General features: G+C 46.8%; 24 protein-coding genes, 1 pseudogene and 1 other annotated feature. Of the genes and pseudogenes, 10 read left to right on the forward strand and 15 right to left on the reverse strand.

Annotated features, from left to right (window positions below):
- Nucleotides 1-65: 65 nt before the first annotated feature.
- A pseudogene (locus ACLJQD_RS10925) lies at nt 66-143 on the reverse strand (hypothetical protein); the annotation flags it as partial.
- Nucleotides 144-278: 135 nt separating this feature from the next.
- On the opposite strand from ACLJQD_RS10925, the gene sbcB reads away from it, so the two are divergent.
- The gene (gene sbcB, locus ACLJQD_RS10930) at nt 279-1,709 is read left to right on the forward strand and encodes an exodeoxyribonuclease I (protein WP_017441801.1); all 1,431 of its coding nucleotides are present in this window, start codon (nt 279-281) and stop codon (nt 1,707-1,709) included.
- A 135-nt stretch (nt 1,710-1,844) separates the two neighbouring features.
- Here the strand turns inward: sbcB and plaP are convergent, their stop codons facing one another.
- From plaP to ACLJQD_RS10950, 4 genes are all read right to left on the reverse strand, one after another.
- A complete protein-coding gene (plaP, locus tag ACLJQD_RS10935; protein WP_001519005.1) occupies nt 1,845-3,203 on the reverse strand; it encodes a putrescine/proton symporter PlaP in 1,359 nt (452 codons plus the stop codon).
- The gene (gene yoeI / locus ACLJQD_RS10940; RefSeq protein WP_096335044.1) at nt 3,193-3,255 is read right to left on the reverse strand and encodes a membrane protein YoeI; all 63 of its coding nucleotides are present in this window, start codon (nt 3,253-3,255) and stop codon (nt 3,193-3,195) included. Before yoeI ends, plaP begins: the two co-directional genes overlap by 11 nt.
- Nucleotides 3,256-3,488: 233 nt before the next feature.
- Nucleotides 3,489-4,403, reverse strand: a complete 915-nt coding sequence (locus ACLJQD_RS10945; protein ID WP_000803316.1) for a LysR family transcriptional regulator — start codon at nt 4,401-4,403, stop codon at nt 3,489-3,491.
- 45 nt (nt 4,404-4,448) lie between these two features.
- Nucleotides 4,449-5,273 carry an SDR family oxidoreductase gene (locus ACLJQD_RS10950; RefSeq protein WP_017441800.1) on the reverse strand — a complete coding sequence of 275 codons (825 nt, stop codon included), beginning with the start codon at nt 5,271-5,273 and terminating at the stop codon, nt 4,449-4,451.
- A 162-nt stretch (nt 5,274-5,435) separates the two neighbouring features.
- On the opposite strand from ACLJQD_RS10950, the gene hisL reads away from it, so the two are divergent.
- The 9 genes from hisL to hisIE all read left to right on the forward strand — a co-directional run bounded on the left by hisL (nt 5,436) and on the right by hisIE (nt 12,769).
- Nucleotides 5,436-5,486 carry a his operon leader peptide gene (gene hisL / locus ACLJQD_RS10955; protein WP_001364200.1) on the forward strand — a complete coding sequence of 17 codons (51 nt, stop codon included), beginning with the start codon at nt 5,436-5,438 and terminating at the stop codon, nt 5,484-5,486.
- Nucleotides 5,462-5,585 (forward strand) — a sequence feature (His leader region). Its footprint overlaps the gene before it by 25 nt.
- Nucleotides 5,586-5,632: 47 nt before the next feature.
- The gene (gene hisG, locus ACLJQD_RS10960; protein ID WP_000886600.1) at nt 5,633-6,532 is read left to right on the forward strand and encodes an ATP phosphoribosyltransferase; all 900 of its coding nucleotides are present in this window, start codon (nt 5,633-5,635) and stop codon (nt 6,530-6,532) included.
- Between the two features lie 102 nt (nt 6,533-6,634).
- Nucleotides 6,635-7,939, forward strand: a complete 1,305-nt coding sequence (gene hisD / locus ACLJQD_RS10965) for a histidinol dehydrogenase (RefSeq protein WP_000009613.1) — start codon at nt 6,635-6,637, stop codon at nt 7,937-7,939.
- On the forward strand, nt 7,936-9,015 hold the full coding sequence (hisC, locus tag ACLJQD_RS10970) for a histidinol-phosphate transaminase (RefSeq protein ID WP_017441798.1): 1,080 nt from the start codon (nt 7,936-7,938) through the stop codon (nt 9,013-9,015). The genes hisD and hisC overlap by 4 nt, the downstream gene beginning before the upstream one ends.
- Nucleotides 9,012-10,079 carry a bifunctional histidinol-phosphatase/imidazoleglycerol-phosphate dehydratase HisB gene (gene hisB / locus ACLJQD_RS10975; protein WP_000080050.1) on the forward strand — a complete coding sequence of 356 codons (1,068 nt, stop codon included), beginning with the start codon at nt 9,012-9,014 and terminating at the stop codon, nt 10,077-10,079. The genes hisC and hisB overlap by 4 nt, the downstream gene beginning before the upstream one ends.
- Complete coding sequence (gene hisH / locus ACLJQD_RS10980) at nt 10,079-10,669, forward strand: imidazole glycerol phosphate synthase subunit HisH (RefSeq protein WP_001103591.1); 591 nt, start codon at nt 10,079-10,081, stop codon at nt 10,667-10,669. Before hisB ends, hisH begins: the two co-directional genes overlap by 1 nt.
- A complete protein-coding gene (gene hisA, locus ACLJQD_RS10985; protein ID WP_000586406.1) occupies nt 10,669-11,406 on the forward strand; it encodes a 1-(5-phosphoribosyl)-5-[(5-phosphoribosylamino)methylideneamino]imidazole-4-carboxamide isomerase in 738 nt (245 codons plus the stop codon). Before hisH ends, hisA begins: the two co-directional genes overlap by 1 nt.
- Nucleotides 11,388-12,164 (forward strand): imidazole glycerol phosphate synthase subunit HisF, encoded by a 777-nt coding sequence (hisF, locus tag ACLJQD_RS10990; RefSeq protein ID WP_000880125.1) that lies wholly within the window; start codon nt 11,388-11,390, stop codon nt 12,162-12,164. Before hisA ends, hisF begins: the two co-directional genes overlap by 19 nt.
- Complete coding sequence (hisIE, locus tag ACLJQD_RS10995) at nt 12,158-12,769, forward strand: bifunctional phosphoribosyl-AMP cyclohydrolase/phosphoribosyl-ATP diphosphatase HisIE (RefSeq protein ID WP_017441797.1); 612 nt, start codon at nt 12,158-12,160, stop codon at nt 12,767-12,769. Before hisF ends, hisIE begins: the two co-directional genes overlap by 7 nt.
- A 94-nt stretch (nt 12,770-12,863) precedes the next feature.
- On the opposite strand, the gene wzzB is transcribed toward hisIE, so the two are convergent.
- The 10 genes from wzzB to ACLJQD_RS11045 form a co-directional block, all read right to left on the reverse strand.
- Nucleotides 12,864-13,847, reverse strand: a complete 984-nt coding sequence (wzzB, locus tag ACLJQD_RS11000) for an LPS O-antigen chain length determinant protein WzzB (protein WP_000215251.1) — start codon at nt 13,845-13,847, stop codon at nt 12,864-12,866.
- 142 nt (nt 13,848-13,989) lie between these two features.
- A complete protein-coding gene (gene ugd / locus ACLJQD_RS11005; RefSeq protein WP_000704834.1) occupies nt 13,990-15,156 on the reverse strand; it encodes a UDP-glucose 6-dehydrogenase in 1,167 nt (388 codons plus the stop codon).
- Between the two features lie 235 nt (nt 15,157-15,391).
- Nucleotides 15,392-16,798, reverse strand: coding sequence for an NADP-dependent phosphogluconate dehydrogenase (gene gndA / locus ACLJQD_RS11010; protein ID WP_017441796.1), 1,407 nt, complete (start codon nt 16,796-16,798; stop codon nt 15,392-15,394).
- 136 nt (nt 16,799-16,934) lie between these two features.
- Nucleotides 16,935-18,461 (reverse strand): lipopolysaccharide biosynthesis protein, encoded by a 1,527-nt coding sequence (locus ACLJQD_RS11015; RefSeq protein ID WP_024156511.1) that lies wholly within the window; start codon nt 18,459-18,461, stop codon nt 16,935-16,937.
- 285 nt (nt 18,462-18,746) lie between these two features.
- Entirely contained in the window at nt 18,747-20,117 is a 1,371-nt protein-coding gene (gene cpsG / locus ACLJQD_RS11020; RefSeq protein WP_017441794.1) for a colanic acid biosynthesis phosphomannomutase CpsG, read from the reverse strand.
- 14 nt (nt 20,118-20,131) lie between these two features.
- Entirely contained in the window at nt 20,132-21,550 is a 1,419-nt protein-coding gene (locus tag ACLJQD_RS11025; RefSeq protein ID WP_017441793.1) for a mannose-1-phosphate guanylyltransferase/mannose-6-phosphate isomerase, read from the reverse strand.
- Nucleotides 21,547-22,746 (reverse strand): glycosyltransferase, encoded by a 1,200-nt coding sequence (locus tag ACLJQD_RS11030; RefSeq protein ID WP_000415709.1) that lies wholly within the window; start codon nt 22,744-22,746, stop codon nt 21,547-21,549. The genes ACLJQD_RS11025 and ACLJQD_RS11030 overlap by 4 nt, the downstream gene beginning before the upstream one ends.
- Complete coding sequence (locus tag ACLJQD_RS11035) at nt 22,733-23,740, reverse strand: glycosyltransferase (RefSeq protein WP_001536394.1); 1,008 nt, start codon at nt 23,738-23,740, stop codon at nt 22,733-22,735. The genes ACLJQD_RS11030 and ACLJQD_RS11035 overlap by 14 nt, the downstream gene beginning before the upstream one ends.
- Complete coding sequence (locus tag ACLJQD_RS11040) at nt 23,724-24,725, reverse strand: glycosyltransferase family 1 protein (RefSeq protein WP_000924685.1); 1,002 nt, start codon at nt 24,723-24,725, stop codon at nt 23,724-23,726. The genes ACLJQD_RS11035 and ACLJQD_RS11040 overlap by 17 nt, the downstream gene beginning before the upstream one ends.
- Entirely contained in the window at nt 24,725-25,804 is a 1,080-nt protein-coding gene (locus ACLJQD_RS11045) for an EpsG family protein (RefSeq protein WP_000642134.1), read from the reverse strand. The genes ACLJQD_RS11040 and ACLJQD_RS11045 overlap by 1 nt, the downstream gene beginning before the upstream one ends.
- Nucleotides 25,805-26,176: the final 372 nt, after the last annotated feature.

A 26,176-nucleotide genomic window follows, 5' to 3' on the forward strand; every position in this document is an offset into this window, starting at 1 on the left:
TTAGTCCATGCATTTTTTGAGATCCCGGCCAGATTGACCCTGGCCTAAATTCCATACAGTACTAAATCAGAATCAGTAATTTCAGATGGACCGGAATATGGTTTACCATAGAGGGAGCGTAGCTTAGTGTCGCTGATGGTCATTTTAGTATTTTGTACTCACCTTCGCATGTACCATAATTAGCAACGATATCAATTGGTGTACAAATACAATCAATCAACGACAAAATAAAAGAATAAAATATTTCATATACAGATAACATCAGGCGTGTACATCAAGTGACAGTTAAAAACGACAGCATACAGAGCACATTCCTCTTCCACGATTACGAAACCTTCGGTACGCATCCGGCCCTCGACAGACCTGCGCAATTTGCCGCGCTCCGTACGGATAACGACTTCAACGTTATTGGCGAGCCGGAGGTGTTTTATTGCAAACCCGCCGATGATTATCTACCGCAGCCCGGCGCGGTGCTGATTACCGGCATCACGCCGCAGGAAGCGCGTGAGAAAGGAGAAAACGAAGCCGCTTTCGCCAGACGCATTCATGCACTGTTTACCGTTCCTAAAACCTGCGTTGTGGGCTACAACAATGTACGTTTTGATGATGAAGTCACGCGCAATATTTTTTATCGCAACTTTTACGATCCCTATGCCTGGAGCTGGCAGCATGATAATTCACGTTGGGATCTATTGGATGTCATGCGCGCCTGTTATGCGCTGCGCCCGGAGGGAATTAACTGGCCGGAAAACGACGACGGCCTGCCCAGCTTTCGTCTGGAACATTTAACCCAGGCGAACGGGATCGAACACAGCAACGCGCATGATGCGATGGCGGATGTCTACGCCACTATTGCGATGGCGCAACTGGTGAAAACACGCCAGCCGCGGCTGTTTGATTATCTTTATAGCCACCGCAGTAAACATAAACTGGCGGCGCTGATTGACGTTCCGCAAATGAAGCCGCTGGTGCATGTCTCCGGCATGTTTGGCGCGTGGCGCGGTAATACAAGCTGGGTCGCGCCGCTGGCGTGGCATCCTGAAAACCGTAACGCGGTGATCATGGTCGATTTAGCAGGCGATATTTCTCCTCTTCTTGAGCTGGACAGCGATACCCTTCGCGAGCGGCTTTATACGGCCAAAGCCGATCTTGGCGATCACGCCGCAGTGCCGGTAAAGCTGGTGCATATCAATAAATGTCCGGTACTGGCGCAGGCGAATACCTTGCGCCCGGAGGATGCCGACCGGCTGGGAATTAACCGCCAGCACTGCCTGGATAACCTGAAAGTGCTGCGTGAAAACCCGCAGGTCCGCGACAAAGTGGTGGCGATTTTCGCCGAAGCCGAACCTTTTGCCGCCTCGGATAACGTTGATGCCCAGCTCTATGATGGTTTTTTCAGCGATGCCGATCGCGCAGCCATGAAAATCGTACTCGAAACCGAGCCGCGTAACCTGCCCGCGCTGGACATTACCTTTGTCGATAAACGCATTGAGAAGCTGCTGTTTAATTACCGCGCACGCAATTTTCCCGGTACGCTGGATGACGCAGAGCAGCAGCGCTGGCTGGAGCATCGCCGTCAGGTGCTGACGCCGGAGTTTTTACAACAGTATGCCAATGAATTGCAGATGCTTTCTCAGCAGTATGCGGAAGATAAAACGAAGCTGGCGCTGCTGAAATCACTGTGGCAGTACGCAACCGAGATTGTGTAATTGACCAATGCCTGACGGGCATTGTTAATCCAGAGCGGATAAAGAGTGACGCCGCCATCCGGTAAACGTGCTGGATGACAAACAAAAAACCGGAGGCACTGCCTCCGGTTTTACTATTGCCGATAATACGCGCGATTACGCGACGTCTTCGTACTGTGGAACCGGGTTACGGAAGCTTTTAGTTACGCACGCCAGATAAATCAGCCCGATACCTGCCCAGATCAGGCCCAGTACCATTGAGCTCTCTTCCAGGTTAACCCACAACGCACCAACCGTGAGCGCGCCGCACATCGGCAGGAACAGATACTGGAAGTGATCTTTCAACGTTTTATTACGCTTCTCACGGATCCAGAACTGCGAAATCACCGACAGGTTAACGAAGGTAAACGCGACCAGCGCGCCAAAGTTAATCAGCGCCGTCGCCATCACCAGGTCAAAATTAATCGCCAGCAGCGCGATCGCCCCGACCAGGATGATGTTCATCGCTGGCGTACGCCATTTCGGATGAACGTAACCGAAGAAGCTTTTCGGGAATACGCCGTCGCGCCCCATTACGTACATCAGGCGCGCTACGCCTGCATGCGCCGCCATACCGGAAGCCAGTACGGTGATAGTAGAGAAGATCAACGCGCCCACCTGGAAGGTTTTACCCGCCACGTACAGCATGATTTCCGGCTGAGACGCATCCGGATCTTTAAAGCGAGAGATATCCGGGAAGTACAATTGCAGGAAATAGGTTGCAAAGATGAAGATCAGGCCGCCAATCAGCGCGGTCAGGAAAATCGCACGCGGGATCACGCGTTCAGCATCTTTGGTCTCTTCCGACAGGTTACTGATGCCGTCAAAGCCAGTAAAGGAGAAGCACAGGATCGTCGCTCCCGTAATCATCGGGATAACGTGCGCATCGCCGGACCAGAACGGACGGGTGCTCGCCAGCGTACCGGCGCCTTCGCCTTCAAATACGCCATAAACCACCATGCCCAGAATGACCGCAATCAGCACTACCTGTAGCACTACAATCACGGTGTTGAAGTTAGCGACCGATTTGAGGCTGCGCAGGTTAAAGGCCGTCATAAAGGCCACCAGCGCCACAACAAACACCCATGACGGAATGGAGGGCACCAGCGCTTCAAAATAAATTTTCGCCAACAGAATGTTGATCATCGGCGCGAACAGATAATCGAGCAGAGAAGACCAACCCACCATAAAGCCAACGGTCGGGCTGATGGATTTCTGGGCATAGGTATACGCCGAACCCGCGGAAGGGTAGCGACGCACCAGTTTCCCGTAGCTCAACGCCGTAAACAGAATCGCGATTAACGCGAATGCATACGCCGTCGGTACGTGACCGTCAGTGAGGCCTGAAACGATACCAAATGTATCGAACAGCGTCATCGGCTGCATATAGGCAAGACCCATCATTACAACCGGAACTAACGTAAGCGTTTTACGTAATTCCACGCGAGAGGTGTTTGGAGTAACGTTATGCGACATGGTCATTCTCCTTTACGGCGAATGCCGTCGCGTAAGCAAAAAATTGCCCCATTTTCTGGATTCCTCAGCGACAACAACTGTCGATTTTTAAGTAAGTATCTATCCGGTACGAAGCCCGGCCTCTTGGTATTGAATGATGTGTTTGAAGCAAAAAAATAACCGACGCGTATTAAAACGTCGGTTAGTGTCATTTTTTGCAAGCGGCGTATTCTGCCCTAAATTGAAGTGAAATGACAAGAGAATGCGAGCGCGTTCAAAAAATTATTTTTCATAAGCGATTGATTTTTAAACCGGCGATTTTGCATACACCCCAGCAATAGCATTATTTGCTAAAATTTCATCCCGCCACCAGCCGCTGGCCAGCCCGGCGGTCTGTTCATTCCAGCCAACCCACACCGGTTCATAGACGATTTGCGCTACAACTTTCTTCTCTATAAGCGCGCCGCTTTCCAAAAATCGCTGCGCCAGATAACGCGGTAAATAGCCGCATCCCAGGCCGCTAATTTGCAGCTCCAGCTTGGTTTTAAAATCAAACACGGTAATCGCTTCCTGAGCGTCGAGCAGTTCAGACCCTATTGATCGCGAGGAATGGACGCTATCGCCAACCACAATCGCGCGAAAACGTTTGATCGTCTGGCGGCTAAGCGGTTCCTCTTCATGAACCAGCGGATGATGCGGGGCGACAGCAAACACCAGTTCAAGATCGCCCAGTCTTGCAAAGCCAAAGCCGGTGTCAGGCGGCGGCGCGCGCATGGCGCCAACGATGATATCCGCCCTTCCCTGCGTCAGCGTCTCCCATGAACCGCCGAGAACGCCATTGACAAATTTAAGGCGCGTCACGCTGTGGCGTTGATAAAAAGCGTCGATAAGCGGGGCCAGAAGAGAAAAGGGAAAGGTATCATCCACACCGATGACCAGTTCGTTCTCCCAGCCTTCATGCAGTTTAATCGCCTGCTTTTCCAGCTCGCGAACGGTGTGCAGCACTTCACGGCCTTTTTCCAGTAGCATTTTACCGGTTCGCGTAAATCGCGCGCGATGCCCGCTACGGTCGAGCAGTTGGATATTAAGATCGTTTTCCAGCTTATGAACGGTATAACTGAGGGCGGACGGCGTTTTAAATAATTTTGCCGACGCCGCCGCGAAGCTGCCTTCTTTTTCTAACGCATCAAGAATAATCAGAACGTCCAGCAGTGGTTTCATACTCGTCCCCTTGCGCTATATGGCGACCACCTGCTGGACAGCGACTCACTCCATCGGCATCACCAACGGATCGGGATATTGATATTCAAATCCCAGCTCATTACAAATCCGGCTACCGTCGATAATCTTCCCTTTGCCGTTGTCCGGTGCGTCACGAAAATGCGGCGGCGCCATTCCCAGCAAGCGCGTCATTTGCGGATAAAACACGTTGCGGGCTGGATGCGCCGGCGCACATATATTATAGATGTGCCCTCCTTTCGGCGCCTGTAGCAAGAGGGTAATTGCGCCAACCACGTCTTCAAGATGCACCAGATTGACCCCGTGTTGACCATCCGGCGCGGTTTTTCCGGCAAAGAAACGACCGGGATGGCGCCCAGGCCCGACCAACCCCGCCAGCCGCAGAATATCCACTGACGTGCCCGGCAGATTATGCAACCAATCTTCCAGTTCCTTCAGGGTACGCCCGCTGGCCGTGACCGGATTACGCGGCGTATTCTCTTTCACCACGCCTTGCGCATCGCCGTAAACAGACGTCGAACTGGTAAAAATAATACGCGGGATACGATAAGCCAGCGCGCTGTCGGCCAGCTCCTGCATCGCCTGCAGATAAAAATCCTCTCCCGGACCGCTACGGCGCGCGGGCAGTGTTATCACCAGCGCATCGACATCCAGCAGAGCGTCAAGATCGTCCGCCTCACAGACCAACTCCGGCTCCAGACGCAGCGGATAGCTTTCAATTCCACTCATACGGGCCGCTTCCACCCCGTCAAGGGTGGTTTTGCTGCCGGTAACCTGCCAGCCCCTCGCTGCCAGCGACATTGCCAGCGGCATGCCTAACCAACCTAAACCGACAATTGCGACCTTTTTCATCCATTTTCTCCTGACTTTAACGCCTTATACATAAGGCTACGCCAGCCCGCCGTGACTGACAATTCATACTATAAATGCGAAATGAAAAAAGCGCTTGCTTTAAGGCGTAAAAGTGGTTTAGGTTAAAAGGTATCAAATGAATAAGCATTCATCGGAATTTTTATGACACGCGTTCAATTTAAACACCACCATCATCACCATCATCCTGACTAGTCTTTCAGGCGATGTGTGCTGGAAGACATTCAGATCTTCCAGTGGTGCATGAACGCATGAGAAAGCTCCCGGAAGATCATCTTCCGGGGGCTTTTTTTTTGGCGCGCGATACAGACCGGTTCAGACAGGATAAAGAGGAACGCAGAATGTTAGACAACACCCGCTTACGCATAGCTATTCAGAAATCAGGCCGTTTAAGCGATGATTCACGAGAATTGCTGGCCCGCTGCGGCATAAAAATTAATTTACACACTCAGCGCCTGATTGCGATGGCGGAAAACATGCCGATTGATATCCTGCGCGTACGTGATGATGACATTCCGGGTCTGGTGATGGATGGCGTGGTCGATCTCGGCATTATCGGCGAGAACGTGCTGGAAGAAGAGCTACTCAACCGCCGCGCGCAGGGCGAAGATCCGCGCTATTTTACCCTGCGCCGTCTTGACTTCGGCGGCTGCCGTTTATCGCTGGCAACGCCGGTTGACGAAGCCTGGGACGGCCCGGCCGCGCTGGACGGTAAACGTATCGCTACCTCTTATCCGCACCTCCTCAAACGCTACCTCGACCAGAAAGGCGTCTCTTTTAAATCGTGTCTGTTAAATGGTTCTGTCGAAGTCGCGCCGCGCGCGGGGCTGGCCGATGCTATCTGCGATTTGGTCTCTACCGGCGCGACGCTTGAAGCTAACGGCCTGCGTGAAGTCGAAGTTATCTACCGCTCTAAAGCCTGTCTGATTCAGCGCGACGGTGAGATGGCACAGAGCAAGCAACAGCTGATCGATAAATTGCTGACCCGTATTCAGGGCGTGATTCAGGCGCGCGAATCGAAATACATCATGATGCACGCGCCAAGTGAACGCCTGGAAGAGGTTATCGCCCTGCTGCCAGGCGCTGAAAGGCCGACAATTCTGCCGCTGGCGGGCGAGCAACAGCGCGTGGCGATGCACATGGTCAGCAGCGAAACGTTGTTCTGGGAAACCATGGAGAAACTGAAAGCGCTTGGCGCCAGCTCGATTCTGGTACTGCCGATCGAGAAGATGATGGAGTGATCTGACGCCTGATGGCGCTGCGCTTATCAGGCCTACGTAATGCGTTGATATTTTGGGTTCTGTAGGCCGGATAAGGCGGAACCCTGTGATGGAGTAAAGACCATGAGCTTCAATACCCTGATTGACTGGAACAGCTGTAGCCCTGAACAGCAGCGTGCGCTACTGACGCGTCCGGCGATTTCCGCCTCTGACAGTATTACCCGAACGGTCAGCGATATTCTGGATAATGTAAAAACACGCGGTGACGATGCCCTGCGTGAATACAGCGCTAAATTTGATAAAACAGAAGTGACAGCGCTACGCATTACCCCTGAAGAGATCGCCGCCGCCGGCGCGCGTCTGAGCGACGAATTAAAACAGGCGATGGCCGCTGCCGTCAAAAATATTGAAACGTTCCATTCCGCGCAGACGCTACCGCCTGTAGATGTGGAAACCCAGCCAGGCGTGCGTTGCCAGCAGGTTACGCGTCCCGTCGCGTCTGTCGGTCTGTATATTCCCGGCGGCTCGGCTCCGCTCTTCTCAACGGTGCTGATGCTGGCGACGCCGGCGCGCATTGCGGGATGTCAGAACGTGGTTCTGTGCTCGCCGCCGCCCATCGCTGATGAAATCCTCTATGCGGCGCAACTGTGTGGCGTGCAGGAAATCTTTAACGTCGGCGGCGCGCAGGCGATTGCCGCTCTGGCCTTCGGCAGCGAGTCCGTACCGAAAGTGGATAAAATTTTTGGCCCCGGCAACGCCTTTGTAACCGAAGCCAAGCGTCAGGTCAGCCAGCGCCTCGACGGCGCGGCTATCGATATGCCTGCCGGGCCGTCTGAAGTGCTGGTGATCGCCGACAGCGGCGCAACACCGGATTTCGTCGCTTCTGACCTGCTCTCCCAGGCTGAGCACGGTCCGGATTCCCAGGTGATCCTGCTGACGCCTGATGCTGACATTGCCCGCAAGGTGGCGGAGGCGGTAGAACGTCAACTGGCGGAGCTGCCGCGCGCGGACACCGCCCGGCAGGCCCTGAGCGCCAGTCGTCTGATTGTGACCAAAGATTTAGCGCAGTGCGTCGCCATCTCTAATCAGTATGGGCCGGAACACTTAATCATCCAGACGCGCAATGCGCGCGATTTGGTGGATGCGATTACCAGCGCAGGCTCGGTATTTCTCGGCGACTGGTCGCCGGAATCCGCCGGTGATTACGCTTCCGGAACCAACCATGTTTTACCGACCTATGGCTATACTGCTACCTGTTCCAGCCTTGGGTTAGCGGATTTCCAGAAACGGATGACCGTTCAGGAACTGTCGAAAGCGGGCTTTTCCGCTCTGGCATCAACCATTGAAACATTGGCGGCGGCAGAACGTCTGACCGCCCATAAAAATGCCGTGACCCTGCGCGTAAACGCCCTCAAGGAGCAAGCATGAGCACTGAAAACACTCTCAGCGTCGCTGACTTAGCCCGTGAAAATGTCCGCAACCTGGTACCGTATCAGTCCGCCCGCCGTCTGGGCGGTAATGGCGATGTCTGGCTGAACGCGAATGAATTCCCGACAGCGGTGGAGTTTCAGCTCACCCAACAAACGCTTAACCGCTACCCGGAATGCCAGCCAAAGGCTGTGATTGAAAACTACGCGCAATATGCTGGCGTAAAGCCGGAGCAGGTGCTGGTCAGCCGCGGCGCGGATGAAGGGATCGAACTGGTGATCCGCGCCTTCTGCGAACCGGGGAAAGACGCCATTCTCTACTGTCCGCCCACTTACGGTATGTACAGCGTCAGCGCCGAAACCATTGGCGTAGAGCGCCGGACGGTTCCCGCACTTGAAAACTGGCAGCTGGATCTACAGGGGATTTCCGACAACCTTGACGGCACAAAAGTGGTATTCGTTTGTAGCCCCAATAACCCCACCGGGCAACTTATCAACCCGCAGGATCTGCGCACGCTGCTGGAGTTGACACGCGGTAAAGCGATAGTCGTCGCCGACGAAGCTTATATTGAGTTTTGCCCGCAGGCCACGCTGGCAGGCTGGCTGGTTGAATATCCTCATCTGGTTATCCTGCGCACATTGTCGAAAGCTTTTGCGCTGGCGGGTCTGCGCTGCGGCTTTACGCTGGCTAATGAAGAGGTGATCAACCTGCTGTTAAAAGTGATCGCCCCTTATCCGCTTTCTACGCCAGTGGCGGATATCGCCGCCCAGGCGCTGAGCCCGCAGGGAATAAACGCAATGCGCGATCGCGTGGCGCAGACAGTGCAGGAACGTCAGTATCTGGTGAATGCCCTGCAACAGACCGCCTGCGTAGAACACGTCTTTGACTCTGAAACCAACTATATTCTGGCGCGGTTTACCGCCTCCAGCAGCGTGTTTAAATCCTTATGGGATCAGGGCATTATATTACGCGATCAGAATAAACAACCTTCTTTAAGCGGCTGCCTGCGGATTACGGTCGGCACCCGCAAGGAAAACCAGCGCGTCATTGACGCCTTACGTGCGGAGCCAGTATGAGTCAGAAGTATCTTTTCATCGACCGGGACGGAACCTTAATTTCCGAACCACCGAGCGATTTTCAGGTAGACCGCTTTGATAAACTGGCCTTTGAGCCAGAGGTGATTCCCGTATTGCTGAAGCTGCAAAAAGCCGGTTTTAAGCTGGTGATGATCACTAACCAGGATGGACTTGGCACGCAAAGCTTCCCGCAGGCGGACTTCGACGGACCGCACAACCTGATGATGCAGATTTTCACCTCTCAGGGCGTACGCTTTGATGAGGTGCTGATCTGCCCTCACCTGCCCGCAGACGACTGCGACTGCCGCAAGCCCAAAGTGAAGCTGGTGGAGCGTTATCTTGCGGAACAAGCGATGGATAGCGCCAACAGCTATGTGATTGGCGATCGTGCGACCGATATCCAGCTCGCTGATAACATGGGCATTACTGGTTTACGCTATCACCGTGAAACGCTGAACTGGACGATGATTGGCGAACAGCTAACGAAACGCGATCGCTATGCGCATGTGGTCCGCAACACCAAAGAGACACAGATTGATGTCAGCGTCTGGCTGGATCGCGAAGGCAACAGCAAGATTAATACCGGCGTCGGCTTCTTTGACCATATGCTCGATCAAATCGCCACCCACGGCGGCTTTCGCATGGAGATTACCGTTAAGGGCGATCTCTATATCGACGATCACCACACGGTAGAAGATACCGGACTGGCGCTCGGTGAGGCATTAAAACTGGCACTCGGCGACAAGCGCGGTATCTGCCGTTTTGGCTTTGTACTGCCGATGGATGAATGTCTGGCGCGCTGCGCGTTGGATATTTCCGGTCGTCCGCATCTGGAATATAAAGCTGAATTTACCTACCAGCGTGTGGGCGATTTGAGCACAGAGATGATTGAACACTTTTTCCGCTCACTCTCTTACACGATGGGCGTCACTCTGCATCTCAAGACTAAGGGTAAGAACGATCACCACCGTGTCGAAAGTTTGTTTAAAGCCTTTGGTCGGACGCTACGCCAGGCTATTCGCGTGGAGGGCGATACATTACCGTCCTCGAAAGGAGTGCTGTGATGAACGTCGTCATCCTTGACACCGGCTGCGCCAATTTAAGCTCGGTAAAATCCGCCGTGGCGCGCCACGGTTACACCCCGGTGGTCAGCCGCGAAGCGGAAATCGTATTACGCGCTGACAAACTCTTTCTGCCCGGAGTCGGTACGGCGCAGGCCGCTATGGATCAACTGCGCGAACGTGAACTGATCGACTTAATTAAAGCGTGTACTCAGCCGGTACTGGGTATCTGCTTAGGGATGCAACTGCTGGGTCGTCGCAGCGAAGAGACGCGCGGCGTGGATCTGCTGAACATTATCGAACAAGACGTGCCGAAAATGACCGACTTTGGTCTGCCGCTGCCGCACATGGGCTGGAATCGCGTGTATCCGCAGGCGGGCAACCGGCTGTTTCAGGGCATTGAAGATGGCGCCTATTTTTACTTTGTTCACAGCTACGCGATGCCGGTCAACCCGTGGACTATCGCCCAGTGCAATTACGGCGAGCCGTTTACCGCGGCGGTACAGAAAGATAATTTCTTCGGCGTACAGTTCCATCCGGAACGTTCGGGCGCGGCGGGCGCACAGTTGCTGAAAAACTTCCTGGAGATGTAATGATTATTCCGGCATTAGATTTAATTGACGGCACCGTAGTGCGTCTCCACCAGGGTGACTACGCCCGGCAGCGGGATTACGGTAACGATCCCCTGCCCCGTTTGCAGGATTACGCCGCCCAGGGCGCCGGGGTGCTGCATCTGGTAGATCTGACCGGCGCTAAAGATCCGGCTAAGCGACAGATACCGCTGATTAAAACCCTGGTCGCGGGCGTGAACGTGCCTGTTCAGGTCGGCGGTGGCGTGCGTACCGAAGAAGACGTTGCGGCATTACTGAAAGCTGGCGTTGCCCGTGTGGTCATCGGTTCAACGGCGGTGAAATCCCCTGACGTGGTGAAAGGCTGGTTTGAACGTTTTGGCGCGCAGGCGCTGGTGTTGGCGCTGGACGTTCGCATAGACGAACACGGCAACAAGCAGGTGGCGGTTAGCGGCTGGCAGGAAAATTCCGGTGTCTCGCTGGAACAACTGGTGGAGACCTATCTCCCCGTCGGCCTGAAACATGTACTGTGTACCGATATTTCTCGCGACGGCACGCTGGCGGGCTCTAACGTTTCGCTGTACGAAGAGGTATGCGCCAGATATCCGCAGATCGCCTTTCAGTCCTCCGGCGGTATTGGCGATATCGATGATATTGCCGCCCTGCGCGGCACCGGCGTGCGCGGGGTGATTGTCGGGCGCGCGCTGTTAGAAGGGAAATTTACCGTTAAGGAGGCCATCCAATGCTGGCAAAACGTATAATTCCGTGTCTGGATGTTCGTGATGGTCAGGTGGTAAAAGGCGTACAGTTTCGCAACCATGAGATCATTGGCGATATCGTTCCGCTGGCCAAACGCTATGCCGACGAAGGCGCGGACGAACTGGTGTTCTATGACATTACCGCCTCCAGCGATGGCCGCGTAGTCGATAAAAGCTGGGTGGCGCGCGTTGCCGAGGTGATCGACATTCCGTTTTGTGTAGCGGGCGGTATCCGGTCAATTGACGACGCCGCCAAAATTCTTTCTTTCGGGGCGGATAAGATCTCTATCAACTCCCCGGCGCTGGCTGACCCAACGCTGATTACCCGTCTGGCTGACCGTTTTGGCGTACAGTGCATTGTCGTCGGGATTGATACCTGGTTTGACGACGCCACGGGGAAATATCATGTTAACCAGTATACCGGCGATGAAAACCGTACCCGCGTGACACAGTGGGAGACGCTGGATTGGGTGCAAGAGGTACAACAGCGCGGCGCGGGGGAAATCGTCCTGAATATGATGAACCAGGACGGTGTGCGTAACGGTTACGATCTGACGCAGTTGAAAAAAGTCCGTGACGTTTGCCGCGTGCCGCTGATCGCCTCCGGCGGCGCGGGCACAATGGAACACTTTCTTGAGGCATTCCGTGATGCCGATGTCGACGGCGCGCTTGCCGCCTCCGTTTTTCACAAGCAAATCATCAATATTGGCGAATTAAAAGCGTACCTGGCAGGCCAGGGCGTGGAGATCAGGATATGTTAACAGAGCAACAACGCCGCGAGCTGGACTGGGAAAAAACCGATGGCCTGATGCCAGCCATCGTGCAACATGCGGTATCCGGCGAAGTATTGATGCTGGGCTATATGAACCCACAAGCGCTGGACAAAACCATTGAATCCGGCCATGTCACGTTCTTCTCACGCACGAAACAGCGTTTATGGACCAAAGGCGAAACCTCAGGCCATGTGCTGAATGTCGTCAGCATTGCGGCAGATTGCGACAACGATACACTGCTGGTGCTGGCAAACCCTGTCGGGCCGACCTGCCACAAAGGTACCAGCAGTTGCTTTGGCGACGCCAGCCATCAGTGGTTATTCCTGTATCAACTGGAGCAGCTACTGGCAGAGCGCAAAACCGCCGATCCGGCCAGCTCTTACACGGCGAAACTGTACGCCAGCGGTACCAAACGTATTGCGCAAAAAGTTGGCGAAGAAGGTGTAGAAACCGCGCTGGCGGCCACCGTCAATGATCGTTTTGAATTAACCAATGAAGCGTCTGATTTGATGTACCACCTGCTGGTGCTGTTGCAGGATCAGGATCTCAACCTCACCACCGTGATCGACAATCTTCGTAAGCGTCATCAATAAGCGTAAAAAAACCGGGCAATGCCCGGTTTTTTAATGAGAAATTTTACCTTTCGTAGCCGGATAAGGCACTTGTGCCGCCATCCGGCAAAGAAGCTTACAAGGCTTTTGGCTTATAGCTACGTAGCGCATTGCGCCCCAGCACAATCCCGGCGCCGATCATCCCGCCCAGCAACACAGCCAGCACGAGGGTAATGGCTTTTTTCGGGCTATCGCGACGGACCGGCAGCGTCGGCTTCATCACATAACGATAGACGTGCACCGTATCGGCAGTCACTTTCAGATTTTTAATGTCCAGCAGTGTCTGCTTCGTCTGGTAATAGGCCGGAGAAAAGACCAGTGGACGCGTCGCTTCGTTCTGTATCATCGATTTTAGCGCATCGCTCCCCAGCAGGAACATCGTGTCCTGGGTAACATCCTGGGTTTGCTGAATCTGCGGCTGCGTGATTTTGGCCTCATCCGCATAGCGCAACGCTTCTTCGATTTGCTTAATACGCAGATCTTTTTGCTCCTGCGCCACAACTTCCTGCGTCTCAAGGGACTCCTGCAACGTTTTGGTTTGCAGCGTGATGTTATCTTTCAGGTCAACTTCCAGTTCCTTAGCGACCTCTTCATCCACCTGTTGGATATATTCCGCCAGCCGACGCTGCGCCCCTTCAGCGGTAGTACTCACATAAGAAACCGAGAGTGGCAGCGCCTGCCCTTTTACCGACTGTTCAATGGTAAGCTTTTCCCGCTCTTTCTGATTATCCAGCGCTTCCGATAATGCGGAAAACGCAGAGCTAAAGCGGCTTATAAAATTCGCCTGCACTTCAGAGATTTTGGGGGCATTCCCGCCATACAAGACGTTGAGCGCGTTGGTATAGGTGGCAACCTGCGCGGCATCAGGTTGGGTAATAATCGCCGTGGATGTCCATTTTTCTTTGGCTATCATCAGGTAGCCTACGGCCAGCAAAATGGCGATAATAACGGCTACAATAATGGTCATCTTCCCACGCCATAACTGTAGCAATAACTCAATCAAATCAATCTGTTCCGGATCGTTCCCACGCCCGGAAGACGTATTACTATCCACTGTCATAGATACCCTAACTAAAAAAAGGATGAAGCTGGAGACAGTGTAGTCATAAAGCAAATATATGCCATAGGATTAATGATAAAAATCAGACATTATTTCCATATGGTCAATAAATCATCGGGACTCATCAGCCCCGATTGCCTTATTAATCACTACCGAAAAGATCGCGGGTATACACTTTTTCAGCAACATCCAAAAGCTCTGCCGCCATCCTGTTGGAAATAATGACATCCGCCTGCTGTTTAAAGCAGTGCAAATCACGTTCAAGACGTGAGTTAAAGAAAGTATCTTCTTCCATTACCGGCTCATAGATGATGACCTCTACGCCTTTCGCTTTAATGCGCTTCATAATCCCCTGAATCGATGAGGCGCGGAAGTTATCGGAGCCACTCTTCATAATCAGGCGATAAATGCCCACCACTTTAGGCTTTCTGGCGAGGATAGCATCGGCAATAAAATCTTTACGCGTACGGTTTGCTTCAACGATAGCGGAGATAATATTATTAGGCACCGACTGATAATTGGCCAGCAACTGTTTGGTATCTTTTGGCAAACAATATCCGCCATAACCAAAAGAGGGATTATTATAATGATTGCCAATACGCGGGTCGAGGCACACCCCTTCAATAATTTGTCGGGTATTTAATCCTAACGTTTCAGCATAGCTGTCTAATTCATTAAAATAAGCGACTCGCATAGCGAGATAAGTATTGGCGAAAAGTTTAATGGCTTCCGCTTCAGTGGAGTCCGTAAACAGCGTCGGAATCTGCTGTTTAATAGCGCCTTCCTGGAGTAATGCGGCAAATTCTCTGGCGCGTTCAGACTGTTCCCCAATCACGATACGGGAGGGATAAAGGTTATCGTAAAGGGCTTTACCTTCACGTAAAAACTCCGGAGAGAAAATGATATTTTCTGTCGCAAACTTCTGACGCATTGCCGCCGTGAAGCCAACCGGCACCGTAGACTTAATAATCATCACGGCTGCGGGGTTGATGCTGATCACATCCTGAATGACCGATTCCACACTGGACGTATTAAAATAGTTGGTTTTGGGATCGTAATCCGTAGGCGTAGCAATGATGACGTAATCTGCATTCTGGTACGCATCAAACTTATCCAGCGTTGCCCTGAATCTGATGTTATCTTCCTTTAAAAATTGCTGAATTTCTTTATCAACAATCGGAGATATCCGATCATTTAACAGTTCAACACGGGAAGGAACAATGTCTAACGCCACCACTTCATGGTGTTGTGCAATAAGCAAACCATTAGACAAGCCAACATAACCCGTCCCGGATATCGTGATTTTCATTATTTGCTCTCAGAATTAACTTAATTATGAATCATGATGTATTTCGCATCCTGATAAGATATTAAAGTTTTAACGCCTGAGTATATAAAGTGCAACGCAGACGAAAACAATTCAGATTATCTTCATTACGATAAACACAGATTATTAAGTTAATATTAAGCAAAAGCGATAAATCAATAAGAATAGAGATAAAAAAAAGCCCGGTATTAAACCGGGCTTAAACATTTTGCAGAAATTATTCCAACCACTCGGTATGGAAAACACCTTCTTTATCAGTACGTTTATAGGTGTGCGCACCAAAGTAGTCACGCTGCGCCTGAATTAAGTTAGCTGGCAGTACTGCGGCGCGATAGCTGTCATAGTAGGCCACTGCCGCAGAGAATGTCGGCACCGGAATGCCGTTCTGCACCGCGTAAGCCACAACATCACGCAGCGCCTGCTGGTACTCATCAGCAATTTTCTTGAAGTAAGGCGCTAACAGCAAATTGGCAATACCAGCGTTTTCTGCGTAAGCATCGGTGATTTTCTGCAGGAACTGAGCGCGAATGATACAACCCGCACGGAAAATCTTAGCAATCTCGCCGTAGTTGAGATCCCAGTGATATTCATCAGACGCGGCGCGTAGCTGCGAGAAGCCCTGCGCATAGGAGACGATCTTGCCAAGATACAGCGCGCGACGCACTTTCTCGATAGATTCCGCTTTGTCGCCTGCCGGTTGCGCTTTCGGCCCGGAGAGCACTTTAGATGCGGCAACACGTTGCGCTTTCAACGAAGAGATGTAACGCGCAAAGACAGATTCGGTAATCAGCGACAGCGGTTCGCCCAGATCCAGCGCGCTCTGGCTGGTCCATTTACCGGTCCCTTTGTTGGCGGCTTCATCAAGAATGACATCCACCAGGTAATTACCGTCTTCATCTTTTTTAGTGAAGATGTCTTTAGTGATGTCGATCAGATAGCTGCTCAGCTCGCCGTTATTCCACTCAGTAAAAGTGTTCGCCAACTCTTCATTGCTGAGGTTCAGGCCGCCTTTCAGCAGGGAGTAAGCTTCAGCGATAAGCTGCATATCGCCATATTCAATACCATTATGGACCATCTTGACGTAGTGACCAGCACCATCGGCGCCGATATAGGTCACGCACGGTTCGCCATCTTCCGCCACGGCAGCAATCTTCGTCAGGATCGGCGCCACCAGTTCATAGGCATCTTTCTGACCGCCAGGCATGATAGATGGCCCCTTCAGCGCGCCCTCTTCACCACCGGAAACACCGGTACCGATAAAGTTAAAACCTTCCGCAGACAGCTCGCGATTGCGACGGATTGTGTCCTGGAAGAAGGTGTTACCGCCATCAATAATGATATCGCCTTTTTCCAGATACGGTTTCAGCGAATCGATAGTTGCATCAGTACCTGCGCCCGCTTTCACCATTAACAGGATACGACGAGGCGTTTCGAGGGATTCAACAAACTCTTTCACCGTGTAATAAGGCACCAGCTTTTTGCCGGGATTCTCGGCAATCACTTCTTCGGTCTTTTCACGGGAGCGGTTGAAAACGGATACGGTATAACCACGGCTTTCGATGTTGAGCGCGAGGTTGCGCCCCATCACTGCCATACCGACGACGCCGATCTGTTGCTTGGACATTACATACTCCTGTCAGGTGTGGAAGTTACATATATTTCACCATTATGTGCTACAAATTTTACAGCGTAAAGCATATTAAATACTTATCCATTAATAGCACATTATGGTTCGGCGGATATTTTCCCGCCTGGTTAACTTAAAATACCACGCGTAAAATTCTTTTAACAAAAGACCTAAAGTTAGCATCTGCATAAAAAACCGCAAAAACTATAATCATACTTACCAGTGATACAATAGTAAGCTTACTCATAAAGTCAAACCAGTTGGAAGCTTTAAAGAAAATTATTTGTTCCCTTGCAAAATAAAAAACAGCAAAAATAACAAATGAGAATATTAAAGGTTTCAGTACAAAGGACAGGTACTTTTTCAATGCATTAAATCTACCAAACATTTTACCATATAGATATAATGGTTTTGCAATTAATGTAATTAATACATTGGATATAATCGTGCCTATAATAATACCAGGAAGACCAATATAAAAAGCTAAGAGCGCGGAAAAAAATAAATTACTCCCCCCCTCAAGCAAAGGATAATATACGTCCCCAAAAAAGCCAGTTGCGTTTTTAAAAATATCACAAGGAATCCTAATGACACTTATAAATACATTAACAAGCATTAATATAACAATACCATTACCTAGTATGAATTTTTCGCCTATCCAGTTGGTAATAAAGTCATTAACCAAAAAATACATATTCAAAGAAATGAAGGTAGCCAATGCTATAAATACTGTGTTAAATTGTTTTGCAATACTGGTAACTTCATCATCATTTTGATTGATTAAAAAATTACCCACACTAGCTGTAATGGCATTAACAAAACTGGACATAAGCACAGTCACAACCTGGAAGACCATCATATAACTTCCATAAATCGTGACGTAGCTTAAATTAAGAAATTTTGAAACTAGCAAATAATCAGTATTTAAAACTAACACACCACCAATCTTATGAAAAAACATGTTTTTTATTTTTATTTTTAATTCATTTTTTAATGTTGTTTTTTCATCATCGCTAATAGATTGTGGAACCACCTTAAAATGGATGTCGTTATTAATAATATTTTTAAATATAAAATACTGTACTATCACGCCAATAGTTTCAACGAGCAAATAGAGTAAGAAATTATGTGTGGTGACTAATAGCAATATTTGCAGCGCAATAATTAATATTTTCCCGCCCCCCTGTATTTTACGGACTACTGAATATTGCTGATTTGCAGTTAATAGAGTTGAATGCTTTGCATAAGAATAAGTTAAAGATGTATTTATTACAAAAAATGCCCAATAAATAAAAACGTGACTTACTGCATTAACAGAATCGATGAAAAAGTAAATACCAAAGCCAATTACTATACCTATCAATAAAACTAAAAACGAGATATATCTATAGATTGTAGACAGCAATAAAGTTAAGTATTTTATTTTTGCATAATCCCCTTCACTCAGCGGCTTGTATAAAAGGCTTGCCGCAGCTACCCCTATGCCAAGCTCGGCGAGATTTAAATAAGCAGTCAGTTGTGTAAATAACAACATCACACCTGTTAAATCAGCGCCCATCTTAGAGACAAATATAGTTCGAAGATAAAATCCTAGCGCAATAAGAAAAAAAGTAATAAATAAATCAACTTTAAAGTTGTTAATCGCTTTTATAGTTCGCATTTTTACTTTCCGGATGTAAACTTAAAGTAAATAAATATTCGTGGGAAGTTACAGGATGACATCAATTATTATTAGCCCCATAATAATTAATATTACCAGGAAGGTAAAATAAATAATCATATCAATGATTATTTATACTGTCCGAAAAGAACATAGCGAAAACCTTATATCTATTAGAAATGGAAACCAACAACAATCAAACACACTTAATATTTATTGGCTTTATACTACGTATTGGTTAGAGAATATCCGAAAAGTTAGCCCTCCATAAAGAAGGGCTGCTTTTTATGAATTGAGTAGCTGAAGAATTTCTTTCGTTCGCGCTTCCATCAGCGGAATATCGCCGCGTGATTCCACATTCAGGCGCACCACCGGTTCGGTGTTTGACGAGCGCAGGTTGAAACGCCAGTCCGGGAATGACATGCTGAGGCCGTCCGTGCGGTCCACCGCCTGCGCCTCTTCCGCAAAGTGCGCTTCCACCCGCGCAATGGCTGCCGCCGGCTCCGCCAGCCTGCTGTTGATTTCCCCGCTCGCCGGAAACGCCGCCATCCGGTCGCGGACCAGTTCACCCAGCGACTGCCCCTTCAGGCACACCAGCTCCGCCACCAGCAGCCACGGGATCATCCCGCTGTCGCAGTAGGCAAAATCACGGAAATAGTGATGCGCGCTCATTTCCCCGCCATAAATGGCATCCTCCGTACGCATCCGCTCCTTGATAAAGGCGTGCCCGGTTTTTGACATCACCGGCGTCCCGCCCGCCGCCGTCACCACTGCCTCCGTGTTCCAGGTCAGGCGCGGGTCGTGGATAATCTTCGCCCCCGGGTGTTTTTCCAGAAATGCTTCCGCCAGCAGCCCGACGATGTAGTACCCCTCGATAAACTGCCCTTTCTCATCGAACAGGAAGCAGCGGTCGAAGTCGCCGTCAAAGGCGATGCCCATGTCCGCCCCGTGTTCAATAACGGCCTTGCGGGTGTCGTCGCGACACTCCGGCAGCAACGGGTTGGGAATGCCGTTCGGGAAGGTGCCGTCCGGGGTGTTGTGGATTTTGATGAACTCCACCGGCGCGCCCAGCGCCTTCAGGCGCGCTTCGATGGCGTCAATGACTGGCCCCGCCGCGCCGTTGCCGGCGTTAAACACCAGCTTCAGCGGGGTGAGATTGCTGACGCTGATATAGCCGAGCAGGTGGTCGATGTAGGCGTCGCGCAGGCTGATTTGTCTGTAGCTGCCGCGCGCGGCCTCGTTCACCGGCGGGAAGTCGCCCGCTTCCGCCAGACGCTGAACGTCGCGCAGACCGGTGTCGCCGCTTATCGGGCGGGCGCCCTCGCGTACCAGCTTCATACCGTTGTAGTCCATCGGGTTATGGCTGGCGGTCACCTCAATACCGCCGTCCACGCCGAGGTGGAAGGTGGCGAAGTAAATCTCTTCGGTGCCGGACATACCGATATCCAGCACGTCAACGCCCGCGTCCTGTAACCCTTTCGCCAGCGCCAGCTTCAGCGCCTCGCTGGTCAGACGCACGTCGCCGCCCAGCACGATGGTTTTCGGTTTTAAATATTCGCCGTAAGCGCGGCCAATCCGCCACGCGATATCTTCATTGAGCTCTTCGCCCAGCCTGCCGCGAATGTCGTAGGCCTTAAAACAAGTTAAATTATTCATTATTACGTTATTCCTTAATTACGACCATACTTATCTGAAAAACGAACAATATCATCCTCCCCTAAATATGCGCCGGATCTTACTTCAATAAGCTCAAGTGGAATTTTCCCTGGGTTTTCAAGGCAGTGCTTAACACCGACAGGGATATATACGGATTCATTTTCAGTTAAAATTTTCACTTCACCTTTTATGGTTATTTTTGCGGTACCTGCAACGATAATCCAGTGTTCCGCGCGATGATAATGTTGCTGCTCTGAAATTCCTTCTCCGGGTTTTACAGTGATTCTCTTTACCTGATAACGCTCACCGAAATCGATTGAATCGTATTTACCCCATGGTCTATAAACTTCCCGATGAGTTATATGCTCATGACGATTTTCTAATTTAATTTTCTCAACAATTTTCTTAACATCTTGAACACAGTTTGTGTTTGCAACCAAAACGGCATCTTTCGTTTGCACGACTATAAGATCTTTGACACCAACAGCGGTTACCAAACCCGTTTCTGCATGGAGATAGCAATTATCTGCATTGTGGCTTAATACATCGCCTTTAGTCACATTACCATTACTATCTTTATCACTTATCTCCCAAAGAGAAGACCACGAACCGACATCACTCCAACCCGCATTTAAAGGTACGACAACCGCGTCATTCGTCTTTTCCATCACTGCATAATCAATTGATTCATCCGGGCAAGCGCAAAATGAATCTTCATCCACTCGAATGAAATCGAGATCCGTAACAGCAGATTCCATCGCTAATGAGCAAGCTTTATAAATATCAGGGCGAAATTTTTTTAACTCTTCAATATATCGATCTGCCCTAAATAAAAACATACCGCTGTTCCAGTAATACTCACCAGAATCAAGATAACTCTGAGCCGTTTCTAGATTGGGTTTTTCGACAAATTCAGCCACCCTAAACGCCAAAGAACAATCATTTTCTGCAGAGAAAAGAGCTTGCCCACGCCGTATATAACCATAACCTGTCTCTGGCATGGTAGGTACAATACCAAACGTAACTAATTTTCCTGCTTCGGCATATTTTCTAGCGTCTTGTATAGTCTTACAAAACGTTTCTTCGTCCTTAATTATATGGTCAGCAGCCAATACTAACAGTAAAGCGTTTTTCTTAAGGCATTTTAAAGCTGCCAAGGCTACTGCAGGGGCCGTGTTACGTCCAACAGGTTCTAAAATTATATCGCCAGATGATTTAGATAATTCTTTAAGCTGTTCTGCAACAATAAACCTGTGCTGCTCATTACAAATAACAATAGGATCTGAAGCATTCAAATTATTAATTCGCGTAATTGTGGTCTGAAGCATACTTTGAGAGCCATCTAAACATAAAAACTGTTTAGGATATAACGTTCGAGAAAGTGGCCATAACCGACTTCCATTTCCCCCAGCCATAATTATTGGTGTAATCATTTTCCTGTTAACCTCTCAATATTTTTCACCAAAACTGATAAACGCGTTGACCAATTAAATTTCTCCGCAACAAAATTTCGCGCATTCTTAGCAATCATTTGATATACAGAATTTTCACTCAAAGTTTCTAACGACTTCAAGTACTCATCACTATTATCAGCAATTAATATCTCTTCACCAATATTTGCTTCTATACCCTCATAACCCATTCGGGATGTGATAGTTGGAAGTCCAAGAGCCATATATTCTAATATTTTATTTTGTACACCTGCACCAAACCGAACTGGGCAAATTCCGATATGTCCTATTTTAGCCGCATCAGCCATATTTGTAACGCTGCCACTCACCACAACATTTTCAAAACCTTGTAAATATAGTTTATCACTTTTGTTTATTTTACCTAAAATGTGGAAAATATATTGCTTACCGTTATTATTTTTATTTATTGATGGTAGAATATTTTTTACGAACCATTTCACTCCGTCAAAATTTTGGAATGAACACAAGTTCCCAATAAAAATAAGATTAATTATATTGGTATTTTCAATGACTCTCTTTGTAAAAGGATAATCCTCAAGATCAACTCCATTATTACAAACCAAAATGTTATCATTCCTATTCCCAAAAAGGAATTTTTTGTCAACCTCTGATATTAACGATATGAGTGAATAGCGGCCATAAACTTCTTTTTCATATTTTAATAATCGCTCTTGTTCGATAGAGTAAATGATGCTTTTTAAAGAATTTTTCGGAGCTTCTTTTTTTATACGCGAATAATTTAAGGAAATTGCATCAGTCATTTCAAGAATATGCAAGCCAGGCTTATTTAAAGTGTAATCACCAACACGAATGAGATGAGAAAGAGTCAAATCATAATTCCCAATTATCTCATTAAGTTTATTTTCAAATTCAGTATTTTTATAATAAGCTATCTGAAGTGGTTTTCTACCAGGTAATGCTTTTAATACATTAAAATAACTTTTTATTTTAGGATGATAGATCCGGAAAATTTTATCAAAGACGTGATCATTTTTTACTATAAAATTTAAGTCTTCGATACTATCGCATAGACTTAGCAAATCTAATGTGTAGTATTTAGACAATTCCTTACAAATGCGATATATCCTTAACCTATCCCCTCCTACCACTGGATACGGAAATCGTGGGGTGAGGATGAGTATTTTACTTTTTTCCATATAAAAACTCGAGTTGGGATTTAAAAATTTCATGTTCTATCAATTGTCCATGGATATCTTTATACTTGCTAGCTAACACAGCTTTATATTGGATGTGAAAGTCATTTTGATTAGTATAAAGATATACATTTTCATCTTTTTGTTCCATAAAGGCTGATATTTGTGTACATAAAATCTTTTTATGGGACAACTTAGCCTCTGCTACAGCTCTTCCATAACCCTCATATTTCGAATGTGCCCAAATAAAGGTAGAGTTACAATAAAGACTTACAACATCATCAAGATCCAGGAAAGGAATAACTTCAATTTCACTTTGGACTCTATGGTCATCAATTATTTTTTTTACCCTCTCTATGGCATTTCCACAGCCTAATATTTTAAGCGGCAATCGTTCATCCTTGCTAATAGATGAATATAATTTCAAAGCACCATCGAGATCTTTATTATCACCCACCCCTGTTACCAATAATATATATCCAAGATCAAGAATCGTATTTTTTTTCGCAATTTCCTCGAAACGAAAAAATGTGTTTGGGAAATAATAGCCTTTACAATTTTTAAAGAGTTCAATGCTATCTATAACACGCTTAGTTGTTTTTGATATATATATATAATCGGCTTTTAATTGTGATGCTTTGAGCATACAATATGACACATATTTCGCGGATAAAGAATGGTTCTTTTTTCTTAAGCTTATTAGATCATGAATAATAACCACTGATTTACCCAAGTACGCGTCTATAATTGATGTACTATTATATGGATAGATATTAAATTTTGACTTTAATATAAGTCCAATAAGCGGAGTAAGTATTTGTTCATAGAATATGAATAAAAAATTATGTATAAAAGCAGGTAAAGGGTATAGGACTTTTGGACAAGTTAATTCACAGACTTGCATAGAGTCCTTTTTCATTTGAAGAACTAACTCTTCAGTATAAATCGGTATTCCTCTTTTTAAAACACCACTAAAATAATTATTTATTACTATCATTGTTTATTAGTCCTATATACAGTTGAGCGATCGACTGCCAATTTCTTTTTTCAGAGTACTCATAGGCACTATCATTAATTTTGGCAAAGCTATCTGTATTATTTATATAATATAAAACCTTACTCAAAAGATCATTTTTATCGTTCCCTAATACGGCAATATTTTCAAATTCAGACGAAAACTGCCCCCTTAGGGAAAATACTAATACTCGATTAATCATCGCAGCAAGGGCAGTACCTCTCCGTTCTGAGATGCCATCGGGATATGGTAATATAGCCATGTCAGTTTCAGCTAGCAGATTTGATATTTCGGCTGCTGATTTATTTAAAAGTAACTCGCACTTTTGTTCTGTACACTGTTCTATAATTAAATTGGCATAACTATTGTCAGCGCCAGGAACATAACCAATCAAGGCAGAGCGGAATTTAATATTTTTCTTATTAAGTTCTTTAATAATCCAGATAAATTCTTCTATTCCCTTTCCTTTGGAAATTATACCAAAATGAACAAGATCAAATTTTTTTTCTTTCTTTTGGCAAGAAGGTATGTTAGATGCGATAGGAATTAGTCTTGTTTTTGCAGAATTAAATAATGTTTTTTCACCTATATTCTTCTCATACTGAGTTGTAAAGATTATATAATCAGCAAGCTTAAAAATTTTTAGGAAATATTGAGCTCTCTTTGATAAACTACTAAATTCGTGTAGCGTTATCGATGTTTTTAAGCCAACTAACTTAGCTAAGATAAATGCAACATGAGGTTTAAAAGCCGCAATTTTGTTTGTCGAAAATCCAATCGATGGATATTGAATATTAATAAGTTTGATAATTTTTCTATTAGAAACTATTTTATAGATTAATTCGAATAAGGATAGTTTGACAACGTTAACTGTATAATTCTTTTTAATTTCTTGGTTTAGATTATAAACATAATCACCTACTCCACATTTATCATCTGGATACGAACCCGTATATATTAATAACATTAGTAAATACCTTGACGCTGAATTTCTGAAAATACCGATATGTAAGGATAGAAAAGTTCAGGATAAGACCCTAGTATAGAGTAAACTTGATAGCCAAAATAAAAAATCACTATAAAAATCAGAGCAGGAATCCGTGTAAAAATTCCTACACGCACTAATACTGCAGGAATCAACAATATTTCGACTATAGTAAAATATATACTAATTACTGAGAACATGGCTGAGATCGGAGATAAAAATAAATATATGATAGTTCCAAATAAATATGTTTTTACCAAAAATAAATTTGCCTTATTATTTTTTATATCAAAAGATAATGTGTAAATAAAAATAGCAGAAATTACCACCCTTTTTAAAATTCCAGATATACTTATGGAACCATATTCTTGTGCATTTTGAGTATAAACAGTGAGTTTATAGCGAACAATTTCGACAGGAATTAGACTAATAACGGAAGAAATTATATCTGATAAATAATGTGACAAAGGCAATGATAGAATGGCACCAAGCACAAGTAATATTTTATATAAGTTTAAAGATAACTTATTGATTAAAAAAACAGATAAGGTAACTAAAGACGAGATATGAAATGTCGACGCACATAGAATAAGAATAAGCGATTGCACCTTTTTATTACTTTTATATTGGATTAAAGCGAAAAAAGATAACCCAATTGCAATAATTCTTCTTTCGGCCCCAAAAAAAGACCCCAGATAATAATAACTATAAAAAACACAAACAGACAGAATAGTTAATGATATATTTTTTTGTGTTTTCAGGCATCCCCAGAATATTAACGCGATAGGAATAATTGATGTAGTGAATAGAAACAATGTATAATTATCTGTCAAATATCTTATTAATTTGACGTATAATACATACCCGATTTCAAAGTCATGTCGATTCCCTGGACTCATGAAATCATCGTAATAGGGGAGCCAATCAGTACCAGTCTGCCAACGTAAAGAACAAAACGAGACAAGAAATAAAAAACTTAGCATCAAGGCGTAAATTTTTATATTTTTATTCTTAACAAATGAAAAGAACGGAAAAATTACAATAAAAATGTAATATATCATGCTAAGTCTCTCAAATAAAAAATTATTCTTATTGTTTTCTAAAAATAATCTTTATAAATACGATATTATAATTATTCAGGACACGCTACCGCCCCTGGCTCATCAGCTACCAGTGCACTGCGTACATATCGACTTGTTACAAACCTCGCCCATCAGGGCAAAGCTCACTAAAACTTAAACGCTAATTGTCTTATTAATTGCATCCGGAAACAAGGATTAATCTTATAAAATCAACATTAAAATGCTCCAGATAACCCCTTGTTACTTAAGCCCTTTATACAAAACTAAAACGGCAGTCAACACTCGTTTCAGCCAACTTGCCGCTTCGAATGTTCACTGCCGTTATTATGTTTATCACCAACCATTTATCAC

Source organism: Salmonella sp. SAL04214, from assembly GCF_046550615.1.
In the GTDB taxonomy this organism is placed as follows: Bacteria; Pseudomonadota; Gammaproteobacteria; order Enterobacterales; family Enterobacteriaceae; genus Salmonella; species Salmonella enterica.